We start from the raw sequence: 20,663 nt of genomic DNA, 5'->3' as shown, positions 1-20,663 counted from the left end.
ATTTACAAGACTTTAACCCTGCTCTATTTTTTAGAGCTCAAATTAAGATTATGGCAGTTTATTTTAAAAGACTTCATTTCTGGATGTTCTTGTTCTTTTCTTTTTCTGCGCTGGCTCAGCTTGAAAACGGAAAGAAAACGCTCGTGCATAAAAATACTGCCTTAAGTCCTGAAGAAAAAAACATTAAAGCCCTTTATGCTTTATACAACAAAGGCGACGAAAAAAAAGCGTATTTCAAAGCACATTCACTATTAAAATCATCTCCCAGCAACCGATCCATTGCTTCGGCAGATTTGCTTTTGGCTTATTATTTTAACAAAAGAGCGCTTGTAGATTCTTCACTTTATTATACCAGACAAGCTTTAAAATTCAATACAACCGTCAATGACTCGCTCAAAAACAGGCTTTATGGTTTGAGTTATAATTTAATGGCCATCAATTACAAAAAACGCGGTTTATTCGAAGAAAGCAAAAAGTGGCACATTAAAGGAATTGAAGTTTCTCAAAAATACAACGAGAAAAACCTTTATTACACGCACACACACGGTTTGGCAAAGACGTATGCTGATTTAGGCGATTACAAAAAAGCACTCGAACTTTTTAAAAAATGTCTTGAATACAAAGAAGATGAAGAAATTATTCTGGGAAGTTGTATAAACATTGGCGATATTTATTCGGAAATGAAGGAATACGACAATGCTAATTCTTATTATAAAAAAGGAAAAATACTCTGCGAAAAAACCAATAATAATCAAGGAAAAGCTATCATTTTACTTGGACTTGGAGCAAATTATCAGCTACAACACAAAATTGACGAAGCTTTGAAAATGTATCAGGAAGCAGTTGTGATAGCTGATAAAGGTGAACTAAATCAGATTGAGGTGATTGCACGCGGAAATGTTGCCGATATTTATATTGATCAAAAAAAATACAACGAAGCCAAACTCATTTTTTCTGAAGGAATTCAGAAAGCAGTTCAATTTGGTTTCCTGCAAGATCAGGTTCATTTTTATGATGAACTTCGAAAAATTGCCGTTCTGCAGGACGATTATAAAAATGCTTATAATTATCTGGGAAAATCAAATCAGATTAAAGACTCCATTAATAAACTTCAGAAAATAAAAGAAATCAGCGAACTCGAAATCAAGTACAATACTTCTGAAAAAGAGAAAGCAATAAAACAGCTGGAGTTTGAAAATGAAACTAAAAAACTGAGTTTGGCTAATCAGGCGGAAGCGATAAAAAACATGGGACTTCGGGAAGAAATTACGAAGAAAATAAATGAAAATACGATTTTGGGTTTTCAAAATTCGGCCGATAAAAAACGAAATGAAATTAAGCTTCTAAAAAAAGACCAACAATTAAAAACGCTTGAAATTTCGCAACAAAAGAAAAACAGAGCGTTTACTATTTTAGCTTTTCTGATTATTTTAATTCCGATTGCCGGACTTTCGTTTCAATACCGAAATCGCCTGAAAAACCAGCGTTTGCTGAATGCCAAACAAATTGAAATCAGCACACAAAGAATTAACGGGATTTTGAAAGATCAGGAATTGAAATTGATAAAAGCTTCAATAAGCGGACAGGATAAAGAACGTGAACGTATTTCGCAGGAACTTCATGATAGTATTGGCGGTAATCTGGCTGCCATAAAACTACAGCTGAACAACCTAAATAAATCAAATTTATCCAATGTTGAAAACCTCAACACACAACTCGATGAAACGTATCAACAGGTTCGAAATTTGGCGCATAATCTGATTCCGAAGAAATTCAGCAATCATAAATTTTGTGAAGTTTTAGAATCGTATCTGAAGAACATCAGCGAAGCCAGCAAAATTAAAATTTCGTTTACCACTTATCCAAAAACAGAAATAAATGTGATGGATGAAACGATTCAGATTGAAACTTTTAAAATTGTTCAGGAACTTTTGACCAATACCATAAAACATGCAAAAGCCTCAACTGTTGAGTTGCAATTCAACCTCATCGACAATTCGTTGAATATTTTATTTGAAGATAATGGCGTTGGATTTAATACCGAAAATTACTCCCGAGGCATCGGATTTATTAACTTAGAAACCAGAATTGCAAAACTGAACGGAGCTTTCGCTTTAGATTCAAAACTCAAAAGAGGAACAATTGCGAATATTGAAATTCCGATTTTAGATCAGTCAAATGCCAAGAAAAATCCTGTTCAGGGAATTCAGATAAAAAATCAGCTTATTAATTAAAACTGGTTTTAATCCCAAAATGCCACTTAAAATGAAAAAAATTAACCTGCTTATCGCCGATGATCACACCATGTTTTTACAGGGAATTGTTTCTTTATTGGAACAGGAATCTGAAATAAACATTGTTGGAAAGGCTGTAAATGGAATTGAAGCGTTGGAAATTATCAAAACCAAAAATCCTGATTTGGTTATTCTCGATATCAGTATGCCAGAAATGGACGGAATCGAACTGAGCAAAATTTTAAAAAAAGATTTTCCGGAAGTTAAAATTTTGATTGTCAGCACGCACAGCAATGTCAAAATTATTTCACGATTAATCAGAATTGGCGTAAATGGCTATTTGCTGAAAAATGCTGAGAAATCTGAGTTATTAAAAGCCATTCATAGCATCGCTTCGGGTGAAAATTATTTTTCGGAAGAAACAGAAGAAAAACATTTGGCAAATCATCTAAAAATTGAAAAACAAGTTTCTGTTTTAACCGAATTAAGTTCGCGCGAAAAAGAGATTTTAGTTTTAATTGCACATGAATACAATACAGCTGAAATTGCCGAAAAAACTTTTATCAGCCTAAATACTGTAAATACGCACCGCCGTAATTTACTCTCAAAACTGAATGCGAAAAATACGGCGGGACTTGTGAAATATGCTGTTGAAAATGGTTTAGTAGATTAATTTTTAATTGTTATTTTTTTATTAACCACAAAGTTTTGTCATTTCGACGAAGGAGAAATCACACACGAAACTCGCCAAAGATTGTCGACATTCTTTACGGAAATACTAGTGTGATTTCTCCTTCGTCGAAATGACAATATTGTCCTTAAGATACGTCTTCATGAATATGTGTTAGAATAATTACACTCAACGAGTTAATTCTATTCAAATCCATTTCCAAACCTATAATTTAAAACAAGTCCGAACGTATCTGGAATCACAACATTTTCAAATGATTTATTGTACGTGCAAATGATTCTGAAATTTTCGTTTAAATGAAAACCTGTCAGAAAATTCAAGGTATTCGATGAACGATATCCGCCTCCAAATTCGAGTTTGTTTTTATAATTGACCAAAAGATTGAAATCGGCCTGAAAAGGTGCTCCTTCGACATATTTCAGTAAAAAACTCGGATTTATAAGGACTTCTTCAAATCGGTTTGTGAAAATTCGATAGCCAAAATAACTGTAATACACATTCTGCAAATTGGTATTATTTTTTGAATTGAAAGTACTGCTTAAAACATTTGGCGCCGAAACTCCGAAGTAAATAGCATCTTTATTATATAGAAAACCAAGTCCAAGAGTTGGCGTAAAACTGTTTACATTTTCCTGAAATTCAGGATCATTTTCTAAACCTAATTGCGTTAGGTTTTCATTGTAAATCATTGCTCCGGCAGTGATTCCAAACGAAATAACATTAGGATCGTACGCCCACCATTTTCCGTATTTATAGTCAGAATCAAATTTGATTTTATACGAATATGAGCCAAAAAAAGAAGTTGTATTGGTTACGCCAATCTGATCGTGCGATATTCCGGCAGCCAAACCTACTTTTTCTGACCACGACAGCGTATTTACCGAAATATCAAAATTTTTCGGACTTCCATCAACAGAATTGAAATAACCATTTGTTGTCATCACAATATCTGTATCAGAATAATAGCCCGCATGCGCCGGATTGATTAAAACAGCATTATAATTATAACTTGAAAAAACTGGCGTTTGCTGACCGTAAGCGCCATCTATAAAAATGATTATGATGAATAATGCAATGAATACATTCAATTTATTTTTCATGAATTAACGTTTTAAAACAAGGTAACCCTTGAGTTTTTTAAAATGATGAGGCTGATTAACACGGATTTCAAAGAAATAAGTTCCTTCGGGAAGTTCGTTGGCTCCTAGTTTTCTGCTTCGGTTGGCGATTCCGGCAAATACATTTGTGGTGTTGTTGTAATTATTCATCTCGAAAACTAAATCACCCCAACGGCTGTAAATCAAAACCTGATTTTGCGGATATTGTGTGATGTCATCAATTTCCCAGAAATCATTTATTCCATCATTATTTGGCGAAAAGCCGTATTTAGTTTCGTCTTTATCGAGTGGTTTTACAACGATTGTGACCTCATCAGTAGTTTCACATCCTAAAGGATTTCTAAACGTCACGGTGTAAGTTGTTGTTTCTGTCGCAAAAAATGACGGATTTGCAATTTTGCTGTTGCTTAATCCTTTTGAAGGCGACCACGAAAAAGTTCCTGATTCTAATGCCATAGCATCGAGCTTAACCTGTTCTCCTTCATTCACTTCCTGATCTTCTCCAGCATCAACCACTACAGGATTTGACTGTACTTTAAAGGAACATTTTTTAAGATTATAGCTTTTGTCTACCGCTTTTATTTCTACAATCATTCCTTCTGTAAAAGCGCTTCCAGGCGTTGGTGATTGTGTTACCTCAGGATTTGGATCGAAGTTGTCTTTCACTGTAATCATTTTGGTGTAATCTGGAATCATTTTAGTATTACACGGCACTATTTGATCAGAAAGACACGTGAAAACCGGTGCTTCATTATCAGCAACGACATTGATTATAAACGAACAACTTTTTGAATTTCCGCTATTATCTGCTGTTGACATTACAACGCTCATTCCGTTTGTGATAGCAGTTCCGGGAACTGGCGTTTGTGAAACAGTCAAACCTGAATCACAATTATCCGTAACCATAATCATTGAACGATAATCTGGAAGTGGTGTTCCAAAATTCAGATTTTGATTTTCAATGCAGCTTATAACTGGCGCCGTAACATCTGCGGAAGCGTTAATAATGAAACTGCAATCAGCATAATTTCCTGAAATATCAGTCGCTGTCAATTTTACGGTCATTCCCGATGTAAAAACACTTCCCGCAGCTGGACTTTGCGTAATTATTGGTGCGGCATCACAATTGTCATTCGCTGTAACTAAAGGTGTATAATCTGGAATTACACTTCCACATGACAATTCCTGATTGCCAATGCAAGTAATAACGGGCTTTGTCACATCTGCGGAAGCGTTAATTATAAAACTACAATCTGAATAATTACCCGAAACATCTGTCGCGGTAATTGTAACAGTCATTCCTGATGCAAAAGGACTTCCTGCAACTGGATTTTGCGTCAATATTGGTGAAGCATCACAATTATCTGTAACCAAAATTAAATTTCTATAATCTGGAATTATACTATTGCAAGTCAATGTCTGGTTTCCAATGCAAGTTATTACCGGTTTCGTCACATCTGCGGAAGCGTTAACTATAAAACTACAATCGGAATAATTTCCTGATGCATCTGTTGCGGTAATTGTAACCATCATTCCTGATGTAAAAGAGCTTCCTACAACTGGATTCTGCGTCAATATTGGTGAAGCATCACAATTATCTGTAACCGAAATTAGATTTCTATAATCTGGAATTGTGCTGTTGCAAGTCAATGTTTGATTTCCAATGCAAGTAATTACCGGTTTTGTGACATCTGCGGAAGCGTTGATTATAAAACTACAATCGGAATAATTTCCTGAAACATCTGTTGCTCTAATTGTAACCGTCATTCCGGCCGTGAAAACACTTCCTGCAATTGGATTTTGCGTCAATATTGGCGAAGCATCACAATTATCTGTCACCGAAATTAGATTTCTATAATCTGGAATTGTACTGTTGCAAGCCAATGTTTGATTTCCAATACAAGTGATTACCGGTTTTGTGACATCTGCGGAAGCGTTAATTATAAAACTGCAATCTGAATAATTTCCTGATGCATCTGTTGCGGCAATTGTAATTGTCATTCCTGATGTAAAAGGACTTCCTGCTACTGGATTTTGCGTCAATATTGGCGAAGCATCACAATTATCTGTCACCGAAATTAAATTTCTATAATCCGGAATTGTACTTTTGCAGGCCAATGTTTGATTTCCAATGCAAGTAATAACGGGTTTTATAACATCTGCGGAAGCGTTAATTATAAAACTGCAATCTGAATAATTTCCTGAAACATCTGTTGCTCTAATTGTAACCGTCATTCCGGCCGTGAAAACACTTCCTGCAATTGGATTTTGCGTCAATATTGGCGAAGCATCACAATTATCTGTCACCGAAATTAAATTTCTATAATCTGGAATTGTACTGTTGCAAGCCAATGTTTGATTTCCAATACAAGTGATGACCGGTTTTGTTACATCTGCGGAAGCGTTAACTATAAAACTGCAATCAGAATAATTTCCTGAAACATCTGTTGCGGTAATTGTAACCGTCATTCCTGCTGTAAAAGCAGTTCCTGCGATTGGATTTTGAGTATATGTAATCGTCCCTACACAGTTATCTGTTGCAGTTACCGAACTTCTGTAATCTGGTAAAACATTTCCACAAGCCAAAGTCTTATTTCCTGTGCATGCAATTACTGGTTTTGTCACATCTGGCGTTGCATTGTGTATGATAAAATCGCAGAAGGATGAATTTCCGGATTCATCTGTGTATTTGATATGAATTGGCATTCCGTCATAAAATGGTGTTCCATCGGCGGGAGTCATTTCGTAATGTACTGTTTCACTGCAATTATCCGCGAGATTCATCATGGGATCAATCGCATAATTTGGCGTTACATCACCACAATTCAGGGTTACATTTGTTGGACAAGTGAAAGTTGGTGGTTGATTGTCAACGCCAGAAGCGGTTAATGTAATACTGCAATGGCTTTCGTTTCCTGCATCATCTTTTGCTGTAAAATTAATCTGCATTCCGTCAAAAAATGTAGAGCCTGCGCCAGGAAATTGCGTCACATCAATACTTGTATCTGTATCATCAGAAACAATTAACTGATTTAAATAATTTGGGACCAAAGATCCACACGCCAATTGCTGATCTCCAGGACAAGTTAAAGAAGGAGGCAAAATGTCGCTACCAGATGAAATAGAAAAAGTGCATATTGCAAAATTAGTTTTAGCATCGGTTGCTTTTAAAGTTATGGTTTGTGTTCCTCCTGTGTAAATAGTTCCAGGAATCGGTGTTTGTTCGATTAACGGATTTGTATCACAATTATCTGTAACCGTTATTGTGGTTTTATAATCTGGAATTGCATCGCCAATATTCAAATTTTGATTTACAGGGCAATTTGTAATAACGGGCTTTTCAATGTCTTCAATTTTCTTTCCGTAAATAACATAAGCATAACCAGGCAGATAGTTGGGCTGTATAGAATAGTAATGCATTCCTCGCCCAACGATAATATCATCAATTCCATCATGATTTATATCGCCGGCAAAATTCAATGCATCGGGATAAAACGAATTCATACTTATACCCTCTTTTAGGGGCAAAGTATTAATATCTACAGTCGCAGTCCATGTACTTTTTCCGTAGTAAATCGTAAAACCATTTCCGAATCTGTATAGAAAATCATCAAAGCCATCCTTATTAAAATCTCCGCCTCCGCTAAAAACCTCAGAAAAACCATTGTTTAAAAATTTTGTTCCATTTGTTCCATTCAGATCTTTTAAATCTACTTTTGAAGGAAAAGAATTTTTTCCAAATAAAATATAATTTCCGGTGATCAAAATATCGCCAATTCCGTCTCCATTCATATCGCCTCCTTTGTCAATTCCCATACCTTCAAATAAAGGGTCAACAGAGTTCTCAATTATAAATCCGTTTGTTCCATTTAAATCTGATGTGCTTAGAGATGCAGGAAAATTGGAAGAACGTCCAAAAACAACATACTTTCTGATGGCTGGCGAAGCATCTCCCGTTCCTATTCCGATATCTGGAATTCCGTCGCCATTCACATCACCCAGACCAGAAATTTGTCTTCCTGTTGTTCCTGCCGTCGCGTCACCTTTTATAAGAAAACCGTTTGTACCATTAATTTGATTGGTACGCAAAACAGCTGGAAAAGCCGAATGTGAGCCATAAACCACGAAAACATTTCCTGCTTGCCAGCCGCTACCATTATCTATAGTTCCTAAGTCGTCGATGCCGTCGCCGTTTATATCTCCAAGCGCCGTTACATTAATTCCAACTGCCGAATAACCCGTTGTTCCAATTAATGCAAATCCGTTTGTTCCATTTAAAGAAGACAAAAAGAATTCTGCCGGAAAACCCGATGCTTTTCCAAAAACAACATAAACGTGGCCGACTTCATTTCCATAAGTAGTATGTCGGTAAGGATCACTGATCATAAAATCTCCAATTCCGTCGCCGTTTATATCTCCTGCGGCGCTTACATCATAACCTGTTACCGGAAAATTAGTCTGAGGCAAATCATTTCGGATAATAAAACCATTTGTGCCATTCAATAAAGCCAAGTCAACATTTGGCGGAAAACCTGTTGCTGTACCATAAACTACATATCCGGCTCCATTGAGTATTCTATATATATTTTCGTATTGACCACTTGTACTGTCGTAAGTTCCGGGTGCGCCGATAATAAAATCGGTTATTCCATCACCATTGACATCGCCAGCAGTATTTACACTTGCACCTGCAGAACCTGCGGCTTTTTCACCATAAACTGTAAAACCTATTTTTCCGTCTAAATCGGAATATCTTAGATAAGGCGTTTTACAATCAAAAACTGGAATATTGGTTTTAAGTTTTACTAAAAATGTGCATGAATTTACGTTTCCTGATTCATCTTTAATTGTTATGGTAACATTTGTATCAGCCGTAAAAAGAGTTCCTTCGGGTGGATTTTGAGTAAAAACCAAATCATTAATATCAGTACAATTGTCTGAAATGATTCCTAGATTATGAACGTAATTTGGAAGTGTAGAATTTGCATACAATTCCAATCCCGTAGGGCAATTTATTACTGGCGGAACAGCATCTGTACGATCTGTTTTTTCTCCATAAAAAATATAGGCTTTTCCTTTAAGTCCGTAGATTGCATTTGTTCCGTTTGCTCCAACGACAAAATCATTTGTTCCATCGGCATTTATATCGCCAATTCCGCTTACATCAATTCCGAAATTATAAAATGAATAATAACTTTCATCGTTAAAAACCTGATATCCTTTTGCTCCAGTAATTTGATTCCCGCTCATAATGCCTGCCGCTGTTGTTCCCCCAAAAACAACGTACGCGGCACCATTATTCGCTCGTCCGCCTTTTTTGGCGGCAATTATGATATCGTTTTTCCCATCATTATTTATATCTCTAACCGAATTTACTTTGTATCCGAAATATTCATAAGCGTTTTTTCCCTGAAAAATTACAGCCGTACTTGCATTTAAAGTACTGTTGGAAAAAATAGCAGGAAATGCTGTGCTTCTTCCAAAAAGAACTATAGCTTCACCTGCCTGCGCAGCTCCATTAACCGTTTTTCCATATCCGCTTATTAAAACGTCGTCAATACCATCTGCATTAAAATCTTTTACACCAGCAACTGAACTTCCTAAATAATTATAATCGCCCGTTCCGGTTATTGCAAAACCTTCTGTAGCGCCCATTGTATCTAAACTATAAAGTGCTGCATAGGGCGTACTTTTTCCAAACCAAACTACCGCTCGCCCATTATTTGAATAACCGCCGTCGCTAAATCCCGGAAGACCAAAAATCAAATCATCTCTTCCATCGTTATTGATGTCGCCCGCGTTTCGGCCCACTGCAGTTGTGCCTAAAAAAGAAATATGATAGCCGCCAATTATAAATCCGTCGGAACCGTTTAATGTGTTTGTATTTAGATTTGTAAGTCCGCTTTTTCCAAAAACGATAACATAATGAACATAAAACCCGCCGTCAATTGTTAAAAGTACATCGCTGATACCATCGTGGTTCATATCGCCTGCTTTGCTTACATCAACGATTTCTGTATATGTAGCAGAATTAACTAAGAAAGCGGCACTATTTGAAGTGTTTAAATCCGTTCGGTTATAAAGAGGTAAAAATGGCGAAGAAGAACCATAAAAAACATAAGCAGTTGCCTGATTGCCAATTTTACTTCCTATGATAATATCATCAATACCGTCATTATTCAAATCTCCTGCATCACTGATTACTGCCCCAAGTCGTTCATTTGCATTAACTCCTCTTATAACGAATCCATTTGTTCCGTTTAAAGTTGTAACATCAAAAGTGCTGATTGAAAGTCCGGCTTTTCCAAAAATTACATAAATTTCTCCAACATTTGCATTTCCTCCAAAATCTGCATTTGGAGCGCCAATCATTACGTCATCAATTCCATCGTTATTGATATCTCCGGCGCTTTTTACACTTTTTCCTAAATCATCGGCTGCGGCTTTTCCTTCGACAGAAAAACCATTAAATCCCTGTAAAGCGGACATCGGAATTTGCGGACAACCATTCTGGCTATAAGCAGTTAGTATTCCTGCAAAAAACGCGGTAAGAAGAATTGGAAATCTGGTTGCTTTTTTGAAAACAATTGTGATATTTTTCATTCTGCTGCTATATGTTTTACCTCTTTTCATAAAGAGCAAAACTATAATTCGAATAAATTTCTCACATCATTATAAATAATGATTTTTGCTATGCAGAATTATTTGCTTTAATTATCTTTTTATTTAAAATCTAAAGCGGACCAAATTTTTCTTTATAACGCTCTAACTCGGCTTCTGTTTTAGCGAGAAGTTTCTCGAGAAGCATGATTTTGTCTTCATACAAAAGTTTTAATGTCGCTGAATTTTCGTCTGTATTAATCAAAATACTTCCGTTGTTATTTCCTATTACTTTATTAAAACTGCTAAAGTATCTTTCACTGTCAAAACTTAAAATATCTTCTACACTTACTTCTAAAATGCGGGCAATCTCGACCAGTTTCACATAAGATAAAATAGTTTTACCTTTTTCAATTTTACTATAACCTGCCTGAGTCACGCCAAGTTGTTCCGCCATATATTCCTGAGTGTAATTTTTTAATTCACGTATGCTTTTAATTTTGTTTTTAATCGAAGTGGCCATATTTTTGATTTGGGATCTGGCTTAGCAAATACAGCCCAATATTAAAATTTAATATTGCAGCTAAACCGAATTTAAAATGGGTTCTAAAGCTACTTCATTCGTAGGTTAATGAAGCAATTTTTATCGTTATTTTTTCTTTGTAGTTATAATAAACCCGTATACAACAGCAATAACGATAAGAGCTAAGTCGTACTGGGGAATTCCGGATATTTTCATTTTTAGATTGTAAAATTATGCGGTTTTCTTTGTGATGCGCTCAAACTGAATATTTACATATTCTTCAATTTGTTTGCTCATATAATTTTTGTCTTTTCCTTTAATTTTTACAATAATTTCTTTTTGATAACAATCCCGAACTAAAACATAATAATCGAATTCTGCCGAATCTTGAAATCGTAAAATAATAAGAATTGTAAAAGATAAAAGTGCCGGAATTACATAATACATGTCGGCAATTTTTGTAAAAAGCATACAATAATATGTTGCAACTGTGACTAGAACAAATAAAACGTTTATTAAAAAATAGTTTCTTTTTTTTCGAATTAAACCGAGTTCGATTATTTCATCAAAAGTATATTGCCATTTCTTTTTATTGTAGCAAAAATGGACTTCAGTCTGTGTAAATGTAAGGAACATAAAATTAGAAGGTAAAAAAGATTTTTGGATTTTTTTTCAGAGCTCTTACTGTAAATAAAAAGCTCAAACGCAATATTACGCAATACCTTCTTTTTTTTCTTACAATCTCTCTTATAGAATATAACTGAGAGTTATAATTCAGTACAAAAATGTAAAATATTACTTATAATCTATTTCAATTCAGTACAATAACTCATACTTTTATAAAATGCCTTTATTTTCTTTTTAGCCATAAAAATATAAGCAACTGTTAATTATGCAACTATAATTAAGATTCCTATAAGAACTTATGCCAGCTAAGTTCGTAAATTTGTAAAATACCGATTCGCATCCAGAAAAAGATAACAGCAACCTAAAAAACAGCGTTATGGAAAAGTATCACAACCCCGATTATAATCAGCACGATCCTGATTTTATCGAACAAAATATTATCGTCAACGGCTCTTTTAATGAAGACGAATTTAGAGAAGATTTAAAAAATCAGGAGCATCATGAATTTGGCGAAAGCGATCCCGATTATATTGATCAAAATACACTTGTTGATAATGATAATTATGCCAGAAATGAAAATCCGTATCAATATCAGGACGAATTTATAGACGACCCAAGACATTTGTCTCCAGATTTTGAAAGTCATTCTATAAAAGCCGAAAATATTCCAAATCAGGAACGTGTAGTGAATGAAGACGATGCCATTACAAATGATGAAAGAAGAAATGATTTTGAACCTGATTCGGATTATGAAAGCAATACAGATTTCGAAAATGATCACGACTTAGACCACGATGATACCGAAGATTTAAATGATTTTGATGCAGAACATTATCCTGAAAATCATCCAAGAGCGTAATCAATTACATTAAAATATGGATTTGATCTCGCAAATTATATGGCTTTTTGTTTTAGCTGTTCCAATCGCTTGTATCAGCTGGACAGTAACGCACGAGGAAATTTTTCGGGAACCGCGTGAATGGTGTGTCAGGCATTCAAAATTCGACAAAACAATTCTGTCACGAAAAGCGTTTTACCTTTTCACTTGCGAATATTGTTTTAGTCATTATGTCACAATTGCGTTTTTAGTGCTTTGTGATTATAAACTTTTGTTAAATGACTGGCGCGGCTACATTTTGGCAGGATTCTCGCTGGTTTTTATGGCAAATGTTTATATGAGTCTTTTTGCTTTGCTTCGACAAGCTATTAAAAAAGAAAAAGCCGAAATTGAAAAGATTGAGAATGATACAGACAATGAAAAATCGTCTAATTAAATATAAAGTTAGTTTAATTAAATAAATTATTATAATTATGGAAAATTTGAATTTTATAGATCCTTTATTGCACGGAATAACGCCAAATCCGGCTTCTAAATTATCAGTAAAAAACTTAGTTTGTGCTGGAATCGGAGCACTTTTAGTTGGTGCAGTTTTAAAGAAAACCGGGCATAATAAATCGGCAGCAGTTGTTGGAAGTATAGCACTACCTCTTTTAACTACAGCTTGCTACAAACAAATCTCAAAATCATACAAAGCAAAAAAAGAACTTACAGAAAGCAGCGGAATTGAATACAATCATTAATTTTTTTCTGCTTAACTCTGAATAAAAAAGCGCAAATTCAAATGGATTTGCGCTTTTTTATTATTTGATTTCTGCTGAGAAACCTTAAACAAATAAAATTTAAATATTAATATTTCCTTCAACCCAATTTAAGGCTTTATTGAAATTTTCTTTCTTAAACCCATGAAATTCGCCTGGAACCACAAAACTAAATCCGTTTGTGAAAGAAATAATATCTTCTGAATCTGAAATTATAGCGGCTCTGTTCCATTTTCCAAGATGTTTTAAGCCAAGCAACGCATCCTGAAGCCAAGCTCCAACAGTGAAATTCTCAATATCGGTATCTAGAACCAACAAAAAATTAATTTCGTTTGTCTGTTTAACCAAATGTTCAACTGCAGGAACTACAGTGCTCAAAAAGTCTTCTTTTGTTACTTCTGCCAAAGCTCTAAAAGCAACAACATTATCGGTGGTATCAATTTGATGTATCATAATTGTATTATTTTTGAATGTTATTTAATTCGAGATTACTATGATTAAAAAATAAAAACATGCATAAAACTCCAATCAAAAATAACTCCTGAATACCTTTTAGATATTATATCATCTCTTAGTAATCTTATAAAATAACGATGTCCTTTTGGCATATCAAAAGGACAGGAAATAAAAAAGCGATAATACGGCTCGCATTATCGCTTTTTCATTACGTTTTATTGATTTTTGTTTTATCAATTTCGTCAATAAAAGGAATTGAATTTTGAATTTCACCTCTTATCGTAACTTGTAGATATTGTTCAAGTTGTACAAATTTTGCAGCATTTCGTCCGCCAACGGCTTTTTTTACTTTGCCATAAGTTTTGGTCAGCAGTTTATCATAGTCAGTAACGTTTTTTAAACTTGCTTCGGTTAGGGTTGCCGCTTTTGTATCATCAAGATTTGCATAATTATTTCCGTAATCATTTATGATCTGGACTTTTTGCTGTCCGAGTGCTTTTCGTGAAACTTCATACTCATCATATATTTTTTGAAATGCTGAAGCCTGAGGTTCTGACAAATTCATATATTGTCTAACCAAATCTGCTTTAGACTTTCCATAAATGGATTGAATTACTTCAACATCTTCTTTCAAAGTAGATTGCGCAAAAGAATGTGCTGAAACAAGTATGAGAACTAATAAAATTATTTTTTTCATCATTTAAATTTTTAAGGCTTAGTATTCGTTTTATTTTTTATTCAGATTAAAACTTACAACTGCTCCTAAACCAAATTGAAATGTTGATGCATAATCAGTAACTGCCACTGGCCCCCAATAGTAGTCCCAATAGTAATCATATCCAACAGCTGCCGACATAGATTGCAAATAAGCATTAAGACTAATAGATACTGGTGAGTCTGTTTTTATTTTTACACCACCTTTAATTTCCCATGCAAAATAAGTTCCGCTACCACTTTGTGGTGATTCAAGAATTGAAATCCCCGCACCAGCGCCCAGAAATGGAACTGCTTTTTGAGAACTTGACCCGAAATAATACGTATAATCTGCTAAAATATAATTAATAGCGCCTTTATCATCTCCGGCATTAACTTGACCACCAGCAGGAATACCAAAACCAGGTAATGCAACTTTTGTGTATAAAGGCATTTTTGTATCAAGTCTGTTATATTTTAATTCAATAGAAGCATTATCCATTATAAAATATTCAAAACCTGCACCATACTCAAAACCATCTTCTACTTTTGCGTATGAAGAATCAAAATCTACTTTGTCCGAAAAGGTATAACCTCCGTACAAGTTAAGCAAAAATGCACCTTGACTTTGCGCTGACATCGTCAGCGAAAACAAAAAAACAACGATTAATAAATGATACTTTTTCATAATTTGATTTTTTTAATGGGTTTGTTACTCTGCTTTTTTTATTACTTTTTTTAGATAAAATAAGAAGAATTGCAAGCTTCTTCACTGTAAGAATATCTCCTTAAATTTACCCACAGCATTCAGCTGTTATTTGATTTAGCCCAAAATTATCCAATTGAGAAAGGTCACCAGCAAATTGGATGCTAATATTGGTTTCAAATTATAATTTGAAACCAAAAAGTCACTTAAAACAAAACAATCACCTTATAAAAAAACTTGAAACCTATAAAAAAATAGAAGCCTGTCTTTTTCAAGACAGGCTTTTCTAATAAAAAATAAATAAAAAATAAACTAACTAACACAACTTAGTTATAACCTTGATTCTGTGTAAATTGTTTCGTTACGTCAATAGTTGATTGCGGAATTGGAAACACTCTTCTAAATGGCAGTGAAGCCGATTTAGCAGTTCCAGGCAAATCAAATTTTCCAAAACGAATCATTTGTGGTCTTCTGTATAATTCCCAATACAATTCGAAACCTATTTCATTATATAATTGCGTCGCATCAAGTGATGTAAGCGCTTTTCCTGGAACACTTCCAAACAAAGCTTCTCTCTTTCTGCTTGTACGTAATTTGTTTAAATCATCCATTGCCAATCCTACGCTTCCTTTTCTGAAGTAAGCTTCAGCTCTCATCGTATAAATTCCACCTAAACGGAATAACGGAATATCAACATTACTATTACCGTTTCCTCCTTCTGGATCAAATTCATATTTAAAAATACGAGCACCTTGGTTAATTTCGTTTTGAGCAAAAACTGCCTGAGCAGGATTTTTGAAAGTTAATGAAGGCGTAAAATCCATTCTAGTAGTTGTACTTTTTTCCATAAACAATGGAGAAACTTTAATTCTTCCGTTGATCATCTCTAAAGAACCTGAAGACAATAAAATTGGTCCGTATTGTGGTCCATACTCAATTCCTCTGTTAAAGTGGAACCAAGGTAAATTAGCACTTTTCGGAACGATATCTGTTGCAGGAACACTTACATCAGTTCCGTCATTTTTGAACCAAGTTCCATCTGAATATTGATATTTTTGCTGAAATCTTGGATCATCATGATTTCCGTCCCATGTTGCGAAAAATTCAGGAGTTGTACAAGCAGCGTTTGTTCCTCTGTTTGCTGCAGAAGTTCTTTGGTTACGCTCCATACAAACGTATGCAAAACTGTTTGAACCGTTACGGATGTAATCTATCTTTTGAGAAATTGCAAAAATAAGCTCTTTTCCTTTGTCATTATCACGTGCGAAGTTTTTGAAATAATCGCTTTCTAAAGAATATTTCCCAGAATTAATCAATAATGAAGTATAATAAATTACACGATCCATATCTGTTCCTCCGCCAGAAACTGCTGGCTCACTGAAGTTAAAGTTTGAATTTGCATTGAAACGATCTTTAAATACAGCGCGGTTCAAATACATTGTTGCTAAAAAGCCATAAGCAGCTTCTTTAGTAAAACGTCCGTGGTGCGTTTGCTGTTCTCCCATGCTTGCCAAATCCGGAATTAAAGACTCAACATCTGTAATTAATTTATCGATTTGAGTATCTGCTTTTAAAATTTCCAAAGGCGCATTTGGATTCATCGGATCTCTATATGGCGCTTGTCCAAACACATCTAAAGTTGTGTATAAATAAAAGTCTAAAAGTCCTTTAGCTTCTGCCAAAAACAATTTTTTCTCCGGAATTGAACTTTCTTGAACAGACTGAATTGCTGTTAACGAACGTGTAATTCCGTTAGTCAATTTATTCCAGTTATCCCCCACAACAGCATTATCAGATTTCCATGTAAATTCATGCATATCTCTCCATTTTCCTCCGTCTCCCCAGTCACTTCCTCTCGTTGGTAAAATTGCTTCATCAGTTGTGTATTCCTGCAAAGAAAACATACATCCGTGATCTACGAAAGTTCCGTCTCCTAATCGGTCATAAGCTGCCGCAAGTGCTCCGGCAGGATTTGATGCATTGTCTCCCAAAACCTCGTCTAAAACAACTTCATCAAGATCTGTACAGCTAGCAAACAGCCATATAAACGAGAACAATGCGATTAATTTTATACTAAAAAATGTATTTGTCTTCATAATAAATTATAGTTTTAAAGTTGCTCCAAAACTGAACGTTCTAGAAGTTGGGTAAGCAGCATAATCAATACCAATTGACTGGTTTCCACCGTTTGATTTCGGACTGTTGATTAACGGGTCAAAACCAGTGTAATTTGTAATTGTTACCAAGTTTTGTCCTGTAACATAAAGCGTTAAACCATTGATCCAGTTGATTCCTTTTAAATCGAAATTATAACCAATACGAGCTGTATTTAATCGGATGAAATCTGATTTTTCTAAAAAAAGTGTCGATAAAATTGGTGAATTTGTAGCGTTTGCACCTGATTCATAATAACCTGTTGCTACGTTTCTGTCAGAAGCCAAGTTGTTAATGTTCAAGGCATTTAATCCTGTATTATTCAACAAATAACCTCCAGTTTGACCAATGATTGAGAATGAGAACGTGAAGTTTTTATATCTCATATCACTATTAAATCCGTAATAGAAAGTTGGCAAAGCTCCTTCGATAATAATTCTGTCGCTGTTGTCGATTTTTCCGTCTCCATTTTGATCTTTAAAAATATTAGCTCCATTTGCATCAAAACCAATGTGTTCCAATAAGTAGAAAGATCCTGCAGCATAACCGCTTTTGTAGATATTCGCATTAACTCCAGATTGTCCTGGTCCTGAAATAGTTCCTGTCAAAATTTCTGAAACTGGCAAATCTTGAATTTTATTATTCAAAGTCGCACCGTTCATATCGATGTTCCAAGAAAAATCTTTTTTGTCAATCAATTTTGAACCTACCATAAATTCAAAACCTTTATTGATGATTTTTCCGTCGATATTTGTCCAGATTGTCGTTGTTGGGCTTAAAGCTTGTGATGGAACATTTAAGATTGCATCTGTAGTAGTTTTATTGAAGTAATCCAAAGTTCCGTACAATTTATCATTCCAGAAACTGAAATCTAAACCTAAATTGTATTGTGTTACAACTTCCCATTTCAAATCAGGATTTGGTGTTCTGTTTACTGAAACTCCGTTTACCAAATTCAAATCATTGTATAAATAATATCCGTCAGCTCCTGAAAGTGAATAACTTGCCTGAGTAATTTTATTTTCAACTTCCTGATTTCCAGTTTCTCCCCAACTTGCTCTTAATTTTAAGTTGCTTACTGCTGTTACATCTTCTAAGAATTTTTCTTTAGAGATATTCCATCCTAAAGCTGCTGATGGGAAATAACCGTATTTATTGTTTTTTCCAAAACGAGTCGAACCGTCCGCTCTCATCGAAGCTGTCAAAAGATATTTATTGTTGAAAGTATAATTTACTCTTCCAAAATAAGACTGAAGCTCATTTTCCTGCGCATATCCTGAAACTCCAGATTGTGTTCCTGCAAAACCAGGATTAATTGCTGGCGGTACGCCAACTCCTTGATTTGAAATTCCGTCAACACTGAAAGCCGTTCCAGATCTTTCAAATTTTTGATATGAAAATCCGCCTAAAGCTTCGATTTTATGTTTATCCAAATTCAAATTGTAAGTCAAATAATGCTCGATTAAAGAGTTTCTAGAATCTAAATTATTCTGAACATATTTTCCTTTTGGATTCAAATCCGTCAAGTTTGGAAAAATAGTAGTATTTCTTTCTGATGCAGAACGGTCAAAACCAATGTTTAATTTGTATTCTAATCCGTCAACAATTCGTAACGACGCTTCTAAATTTCCTAAAACTCTCAACGTACGCGTTACATCATCATAAATGCTCAATAAATAAGCTGGATTATAATGCGCATTCATGTTGAAATTTGTGTACTTTCCATTTGCATCAAAAACAGATCTTGTTGGGTTTGCCATCAAAGTATGAACGATCAATTGTCCGTTTGAACCTCCGTCATCACTTGTAGGAACTCCATTATCTTTAGTTTCACTTGCCGTAAGATTCATTTTTACTTTCAGACGTTTGTTATCCAAAAACGATTCCGCAGCATTAATTCTTCCCGACATACGTTTGAAATTACTCTTATTGATAATTCCTTCCTGATTCATTTGTGCCACAGAAGCATAATAATTTCCTGTTTCTGTTTGTTTTGAAAAAGCCAATGAATTATTTGTTGTAATCGCAGTTCTAAAAATTACATCTTGCCAATCTGTATTTCCTCCGTGATCAAAAGCTGGATCTTTAATTGCTTTTCTATATTGGTCAGCATCTAAAACATCTAATTTATGAGCCACATTCGAAACTCCTGTATAAGAATCAAAAGTCAACGTTCCTTCACCTTTTGAACCTTTTTTAGTTGTAACTAAAACAACTCCGTTTGATCCTCTTGCACCATAAATTGCCGCTGCAGAAGCATCTTTCAAAACTGTAATCGATTCGATATCACTTGTATTCAAAAAGTTCAATGGATTTTTTGCAGATGAATTTCCGAAACCAACATTACTTCCAGACGGACTCACATCATCATTTGACAAAGGCACACCATCAACAACGAACAAAGGCGTGCTTCCGCTTCTGATAGATCCAACCCCTCTAATTGTTACGTTTACTCCCGCTCCCGGTTCACCACTTGTATTCACTACACGAACTCCGGCAACTTTTCCTTGCATTAAATTATCTACAGAAATATTTACACCTTGTTTGAAACTTGCTGCTTCAAGCTGAGTAACTGCACCTGTTACATCTTTTTTAGATTGTTTTCCGTAACCTACAACTAAAACTTCGCTCAATTCAGAAGTATTTGGTTCTAACTGAATTGTCATAAAAGTTTTTTGTACAGTAACAACTTTAGTTTTATAACCTAAATACGAAACTTCGATAGTTTTTCCGTCACCAACTGTGATTTCAAATTCACCATCAAAATTAGAAACGGCACTGTTTGATGAACTTGTTTCCATAATCGTTGCACCTGGAATTGGCACACTGTTTTCATCAACTACTTTTCCTTTTACTTTAACTCTGTCTACCGCTTTTGTAGTTGCAGGTTTTGGCGCAGCAGTTTTCTGAATCAAAACTAGTTTTCCGTTAATGTTGTAATTGAAGTTTGCCTTTTTTGAAAGATCATTCAAAATTGCCGAAACAGTTTCGCCAGCAAAATTCACTGTATAAGTAGTATTATCAGCAATTACAGCTTGTCCGTAGCTGAATTTATAATCTGTTTGTTGGCTCAATTTTGAAAATATAGAAACAAGAGTTGCTTTTTCTATTTTATTTTCTAAATTTGATTTTTTTACTAAAGTTTTACTATAACCTGTCTGTAAGGTCAGTAAAGCCAGAACTAAAAAGAAAAGACTCTTTAGATTTAAATAAGAAGTTTTAAAATACATGATTTAAGTTATTGGTTTTTTTACGATACTTA

14 protein-coding genes are annotated in these 20,663 nt (G+C 34.7%); 5 read left to right on the top strand and 9 right to left on the bottom strand.

The window, feature by feature from the left end:
* Positions 1-50: 50 nt before the first annotated feature.
* Together ACNFIH_RS22200 and ACNFIH_RS22195 are read left to right on the top strand one after the other, a co-directional pair.
* Positions 51-2,234 carry a tetratricopeptide repeat-containing sensor histidine kinase gene (locus ACNFIH_RS22200; protein ID WP_426484844.1) on the top strand — a complete coding sequence of 728 codons (2,184 nt, stop codon included), beginning with the start codon at positions 51-53 and terminating at the stop codon, positions 2,232-2,234.
* A gap of 31 nt (positions 2,235-2,265) precedes the next feature.
* Positions 2,266-2,907, top strand: a complete 642-nt coding sequence (locus tag ACNFIH_RS22195) for a response regulator (RefSeq protein ID WP_426484843.1) — start codon at positions 2,266-2,268, stop codon at positions 2,905-2,907.
* Positions 2,908-3,107: 200 nt separating this feature from the next.
* Here ACNFIH_RS22195 and ACNFIH_RS22190 read toward each other — a convergent pair whose 3' ends face one another.
* The 4 genes from ACNFIH_RS22190 to ACNFIH_RS22175 all read right to left on the bottom strand — a co-directional run bounded on the left by ACNFIH_RS22190 (position 3,108) and on the right by ACNFIH_RS22175 (position 11,637).
* Positions 3,108-4,025: a PorP/SprF family type IX secretion system membrane protein gene (locus tag ACNFIH_RS22190; RefSeq protein WP_426484842.1), complete on the bottom strand. Its 918-nt coding sequence runs from the start codon at positions 4,023-4,025 to the stop codon at positions 3,108-3,110.
* 3 nt (positions 4,026-4,028) lie between these two features.
* Positions 4,029-10,646 (bottom strand): HYR domain-containing protein, encoded by a 6,618-nt coding sequence (locus ACNFIH_RS22185; RefSeq protein ID WP_426484841.1) that lies wholly within the window; start codon positions 10,644-10,646, stop codon positions 4,029-4,031.
* Positions 10,647-10,776: 130 nt separating this feature from the next.
* Positions 10,777-11,166, bottom strand: a complete 390-nt coding sequence (locus tag ACNFIH_RS22180; protein WP_035651265.1) for a helix-turn-helix transcriptional regulator — start codon at positions 11,164-11,166, stop codon at positions 10,777-10,779.
* A gap of 231 nt (positions 11,167-11,397) precedes the next feature.
* On the bottom strand, positions 11,398-11,637 hold the full coding sequence (locus ACNFIH_RS22175) for a hypothetical protein (RefSeq protein WP_426484840.1): 240 nt from the start codon (positions 11,635-11,637) through the stop codon (positions 11,398-11,400).
* Positions 11,638-12,169: 532 nt separating this feature from the next.
* Between ACNFIH_RS22175 and ACNFIH_RS22170 the strand changes: the two genes are divergently transcribed.
* From ACNFIH_RS22170 to ACNFIH_RS22160, 3 genes are read left to right on the top strand one after another with little or no spacing between them, the layout of a single operon-like run.
* Positions 12,170-12,652: a hypothetical protein gene (locus tag ACNFIH_RS22170; RefSeq protein ID WP_426484839.1), complete on the top strand. Its 483-nt coding sequence runs from the start codon at positions 12,170-12,172 to the stop codon at positions 12,650-12,652.
* A 16-nt stretch (positions 12,653-12,668) separates the two neighbouring features.
* Complete coding sequence (locus ACNFIH_RS22165; protein ID WP_426484838.1) at positions 12,669-13,067, top strand: hypothetical protein; 399 nt, start codon at positions 12,669-12,671, stop codon at positions 13,065-13,067.
* A 37-nt stretch (positions 13,068-13,104) separates the two neighbouring features.
* Entirely contained in the window at positions 13,105-13,374 is a 270-nt protein-coding gene (locus ACNFIH_RS22160) for a hypothetical protein (RefSeq protein WP_035651261.1), read from the top strand.
* A gap of 99 nt (positions 13,375-13,473) precedes the next feature.
* Here the strand turns inward: ACNFIH_RS22160 and ACNFIH_RS22155 are convergent, their stop codons facing one another.
* The 5 genes from ACNFIH_RS22155 to ACNFIH_RS22135 form a co-directional block, all read right to left on the bottom strand.
* Positions 13,474-13,845: an STAS/SEC14 domain-containing protein gene (locus ACNFIH_RS22155; RefSeq protein WP_035651260.1), complete on the bottom strand. Its 372-nt coding sequence runs from the start codon at positions 13,843-13,845 to the stop codon at positions 13,474-13,476.
* A gap of 211 nt (positions 13,846-14,056) precedes the next feature.
* Entirely contained in the window at positions 14,057-14,545 is a 489-nt protein-coding gene (locus tag ACNFIH_RS22150; protein WP_426484837.1) for a hypothetical protein, read from the bottom strand.
* Positions 14,546-14,575: 30 nt separating this feature from the next.
* Positions 14,576-15,229, bottom strand: coding sequence for an outer membrane beta-barrel protein (locus ACNFIH_RS22145; RefSeq protein WP_426484836.1), 654 nt, complete (start codon positions 15,227-15,229; stop codon positions 14,576-14,578).
* 344 nt (positions 15,230-15,573) lie between these two features.
* Positions 15,574-17,343, bottom strand: coding sequence for a RagB/SusD family nutrient uptake outer membrane protein (locus ACNFIH_RS22140; RefSeq protein ID WP_426484835.1), 1,770 nt, complete (start codon positions 17,341-17,343; stop codon positions 15,574-15,576).
* Positions 17,344-17,349: 6 nt separating this feature from the next.
* Positions 17,350-20,631: a SusC/RagA family TonB-linked outer membrane protein gene (locus ACNFIH_RS22135; protein WP_426484834.1), complete on the bottom strand. Its 3,282-nt coding sequence runs from the start codon at positions 20,629-20,631 to the stop codon at positions 17,350-17,352.
* Between the last annotated feature and the right edge of the window lie 32 nt (positions 20,632-20,663).

The organism is Flavobacterium sp. 2 (genome assembly GCF_049949195.1).
Taxonomy (GTDB): Bacteria; Bacteroidota; Bacteroidia; order Flavobacteriales; family Flavobacteriaceae; genus Flavobacterium.
This window is presented reverse-complemented; position numbering and strand designations above follow the sequence as displayed.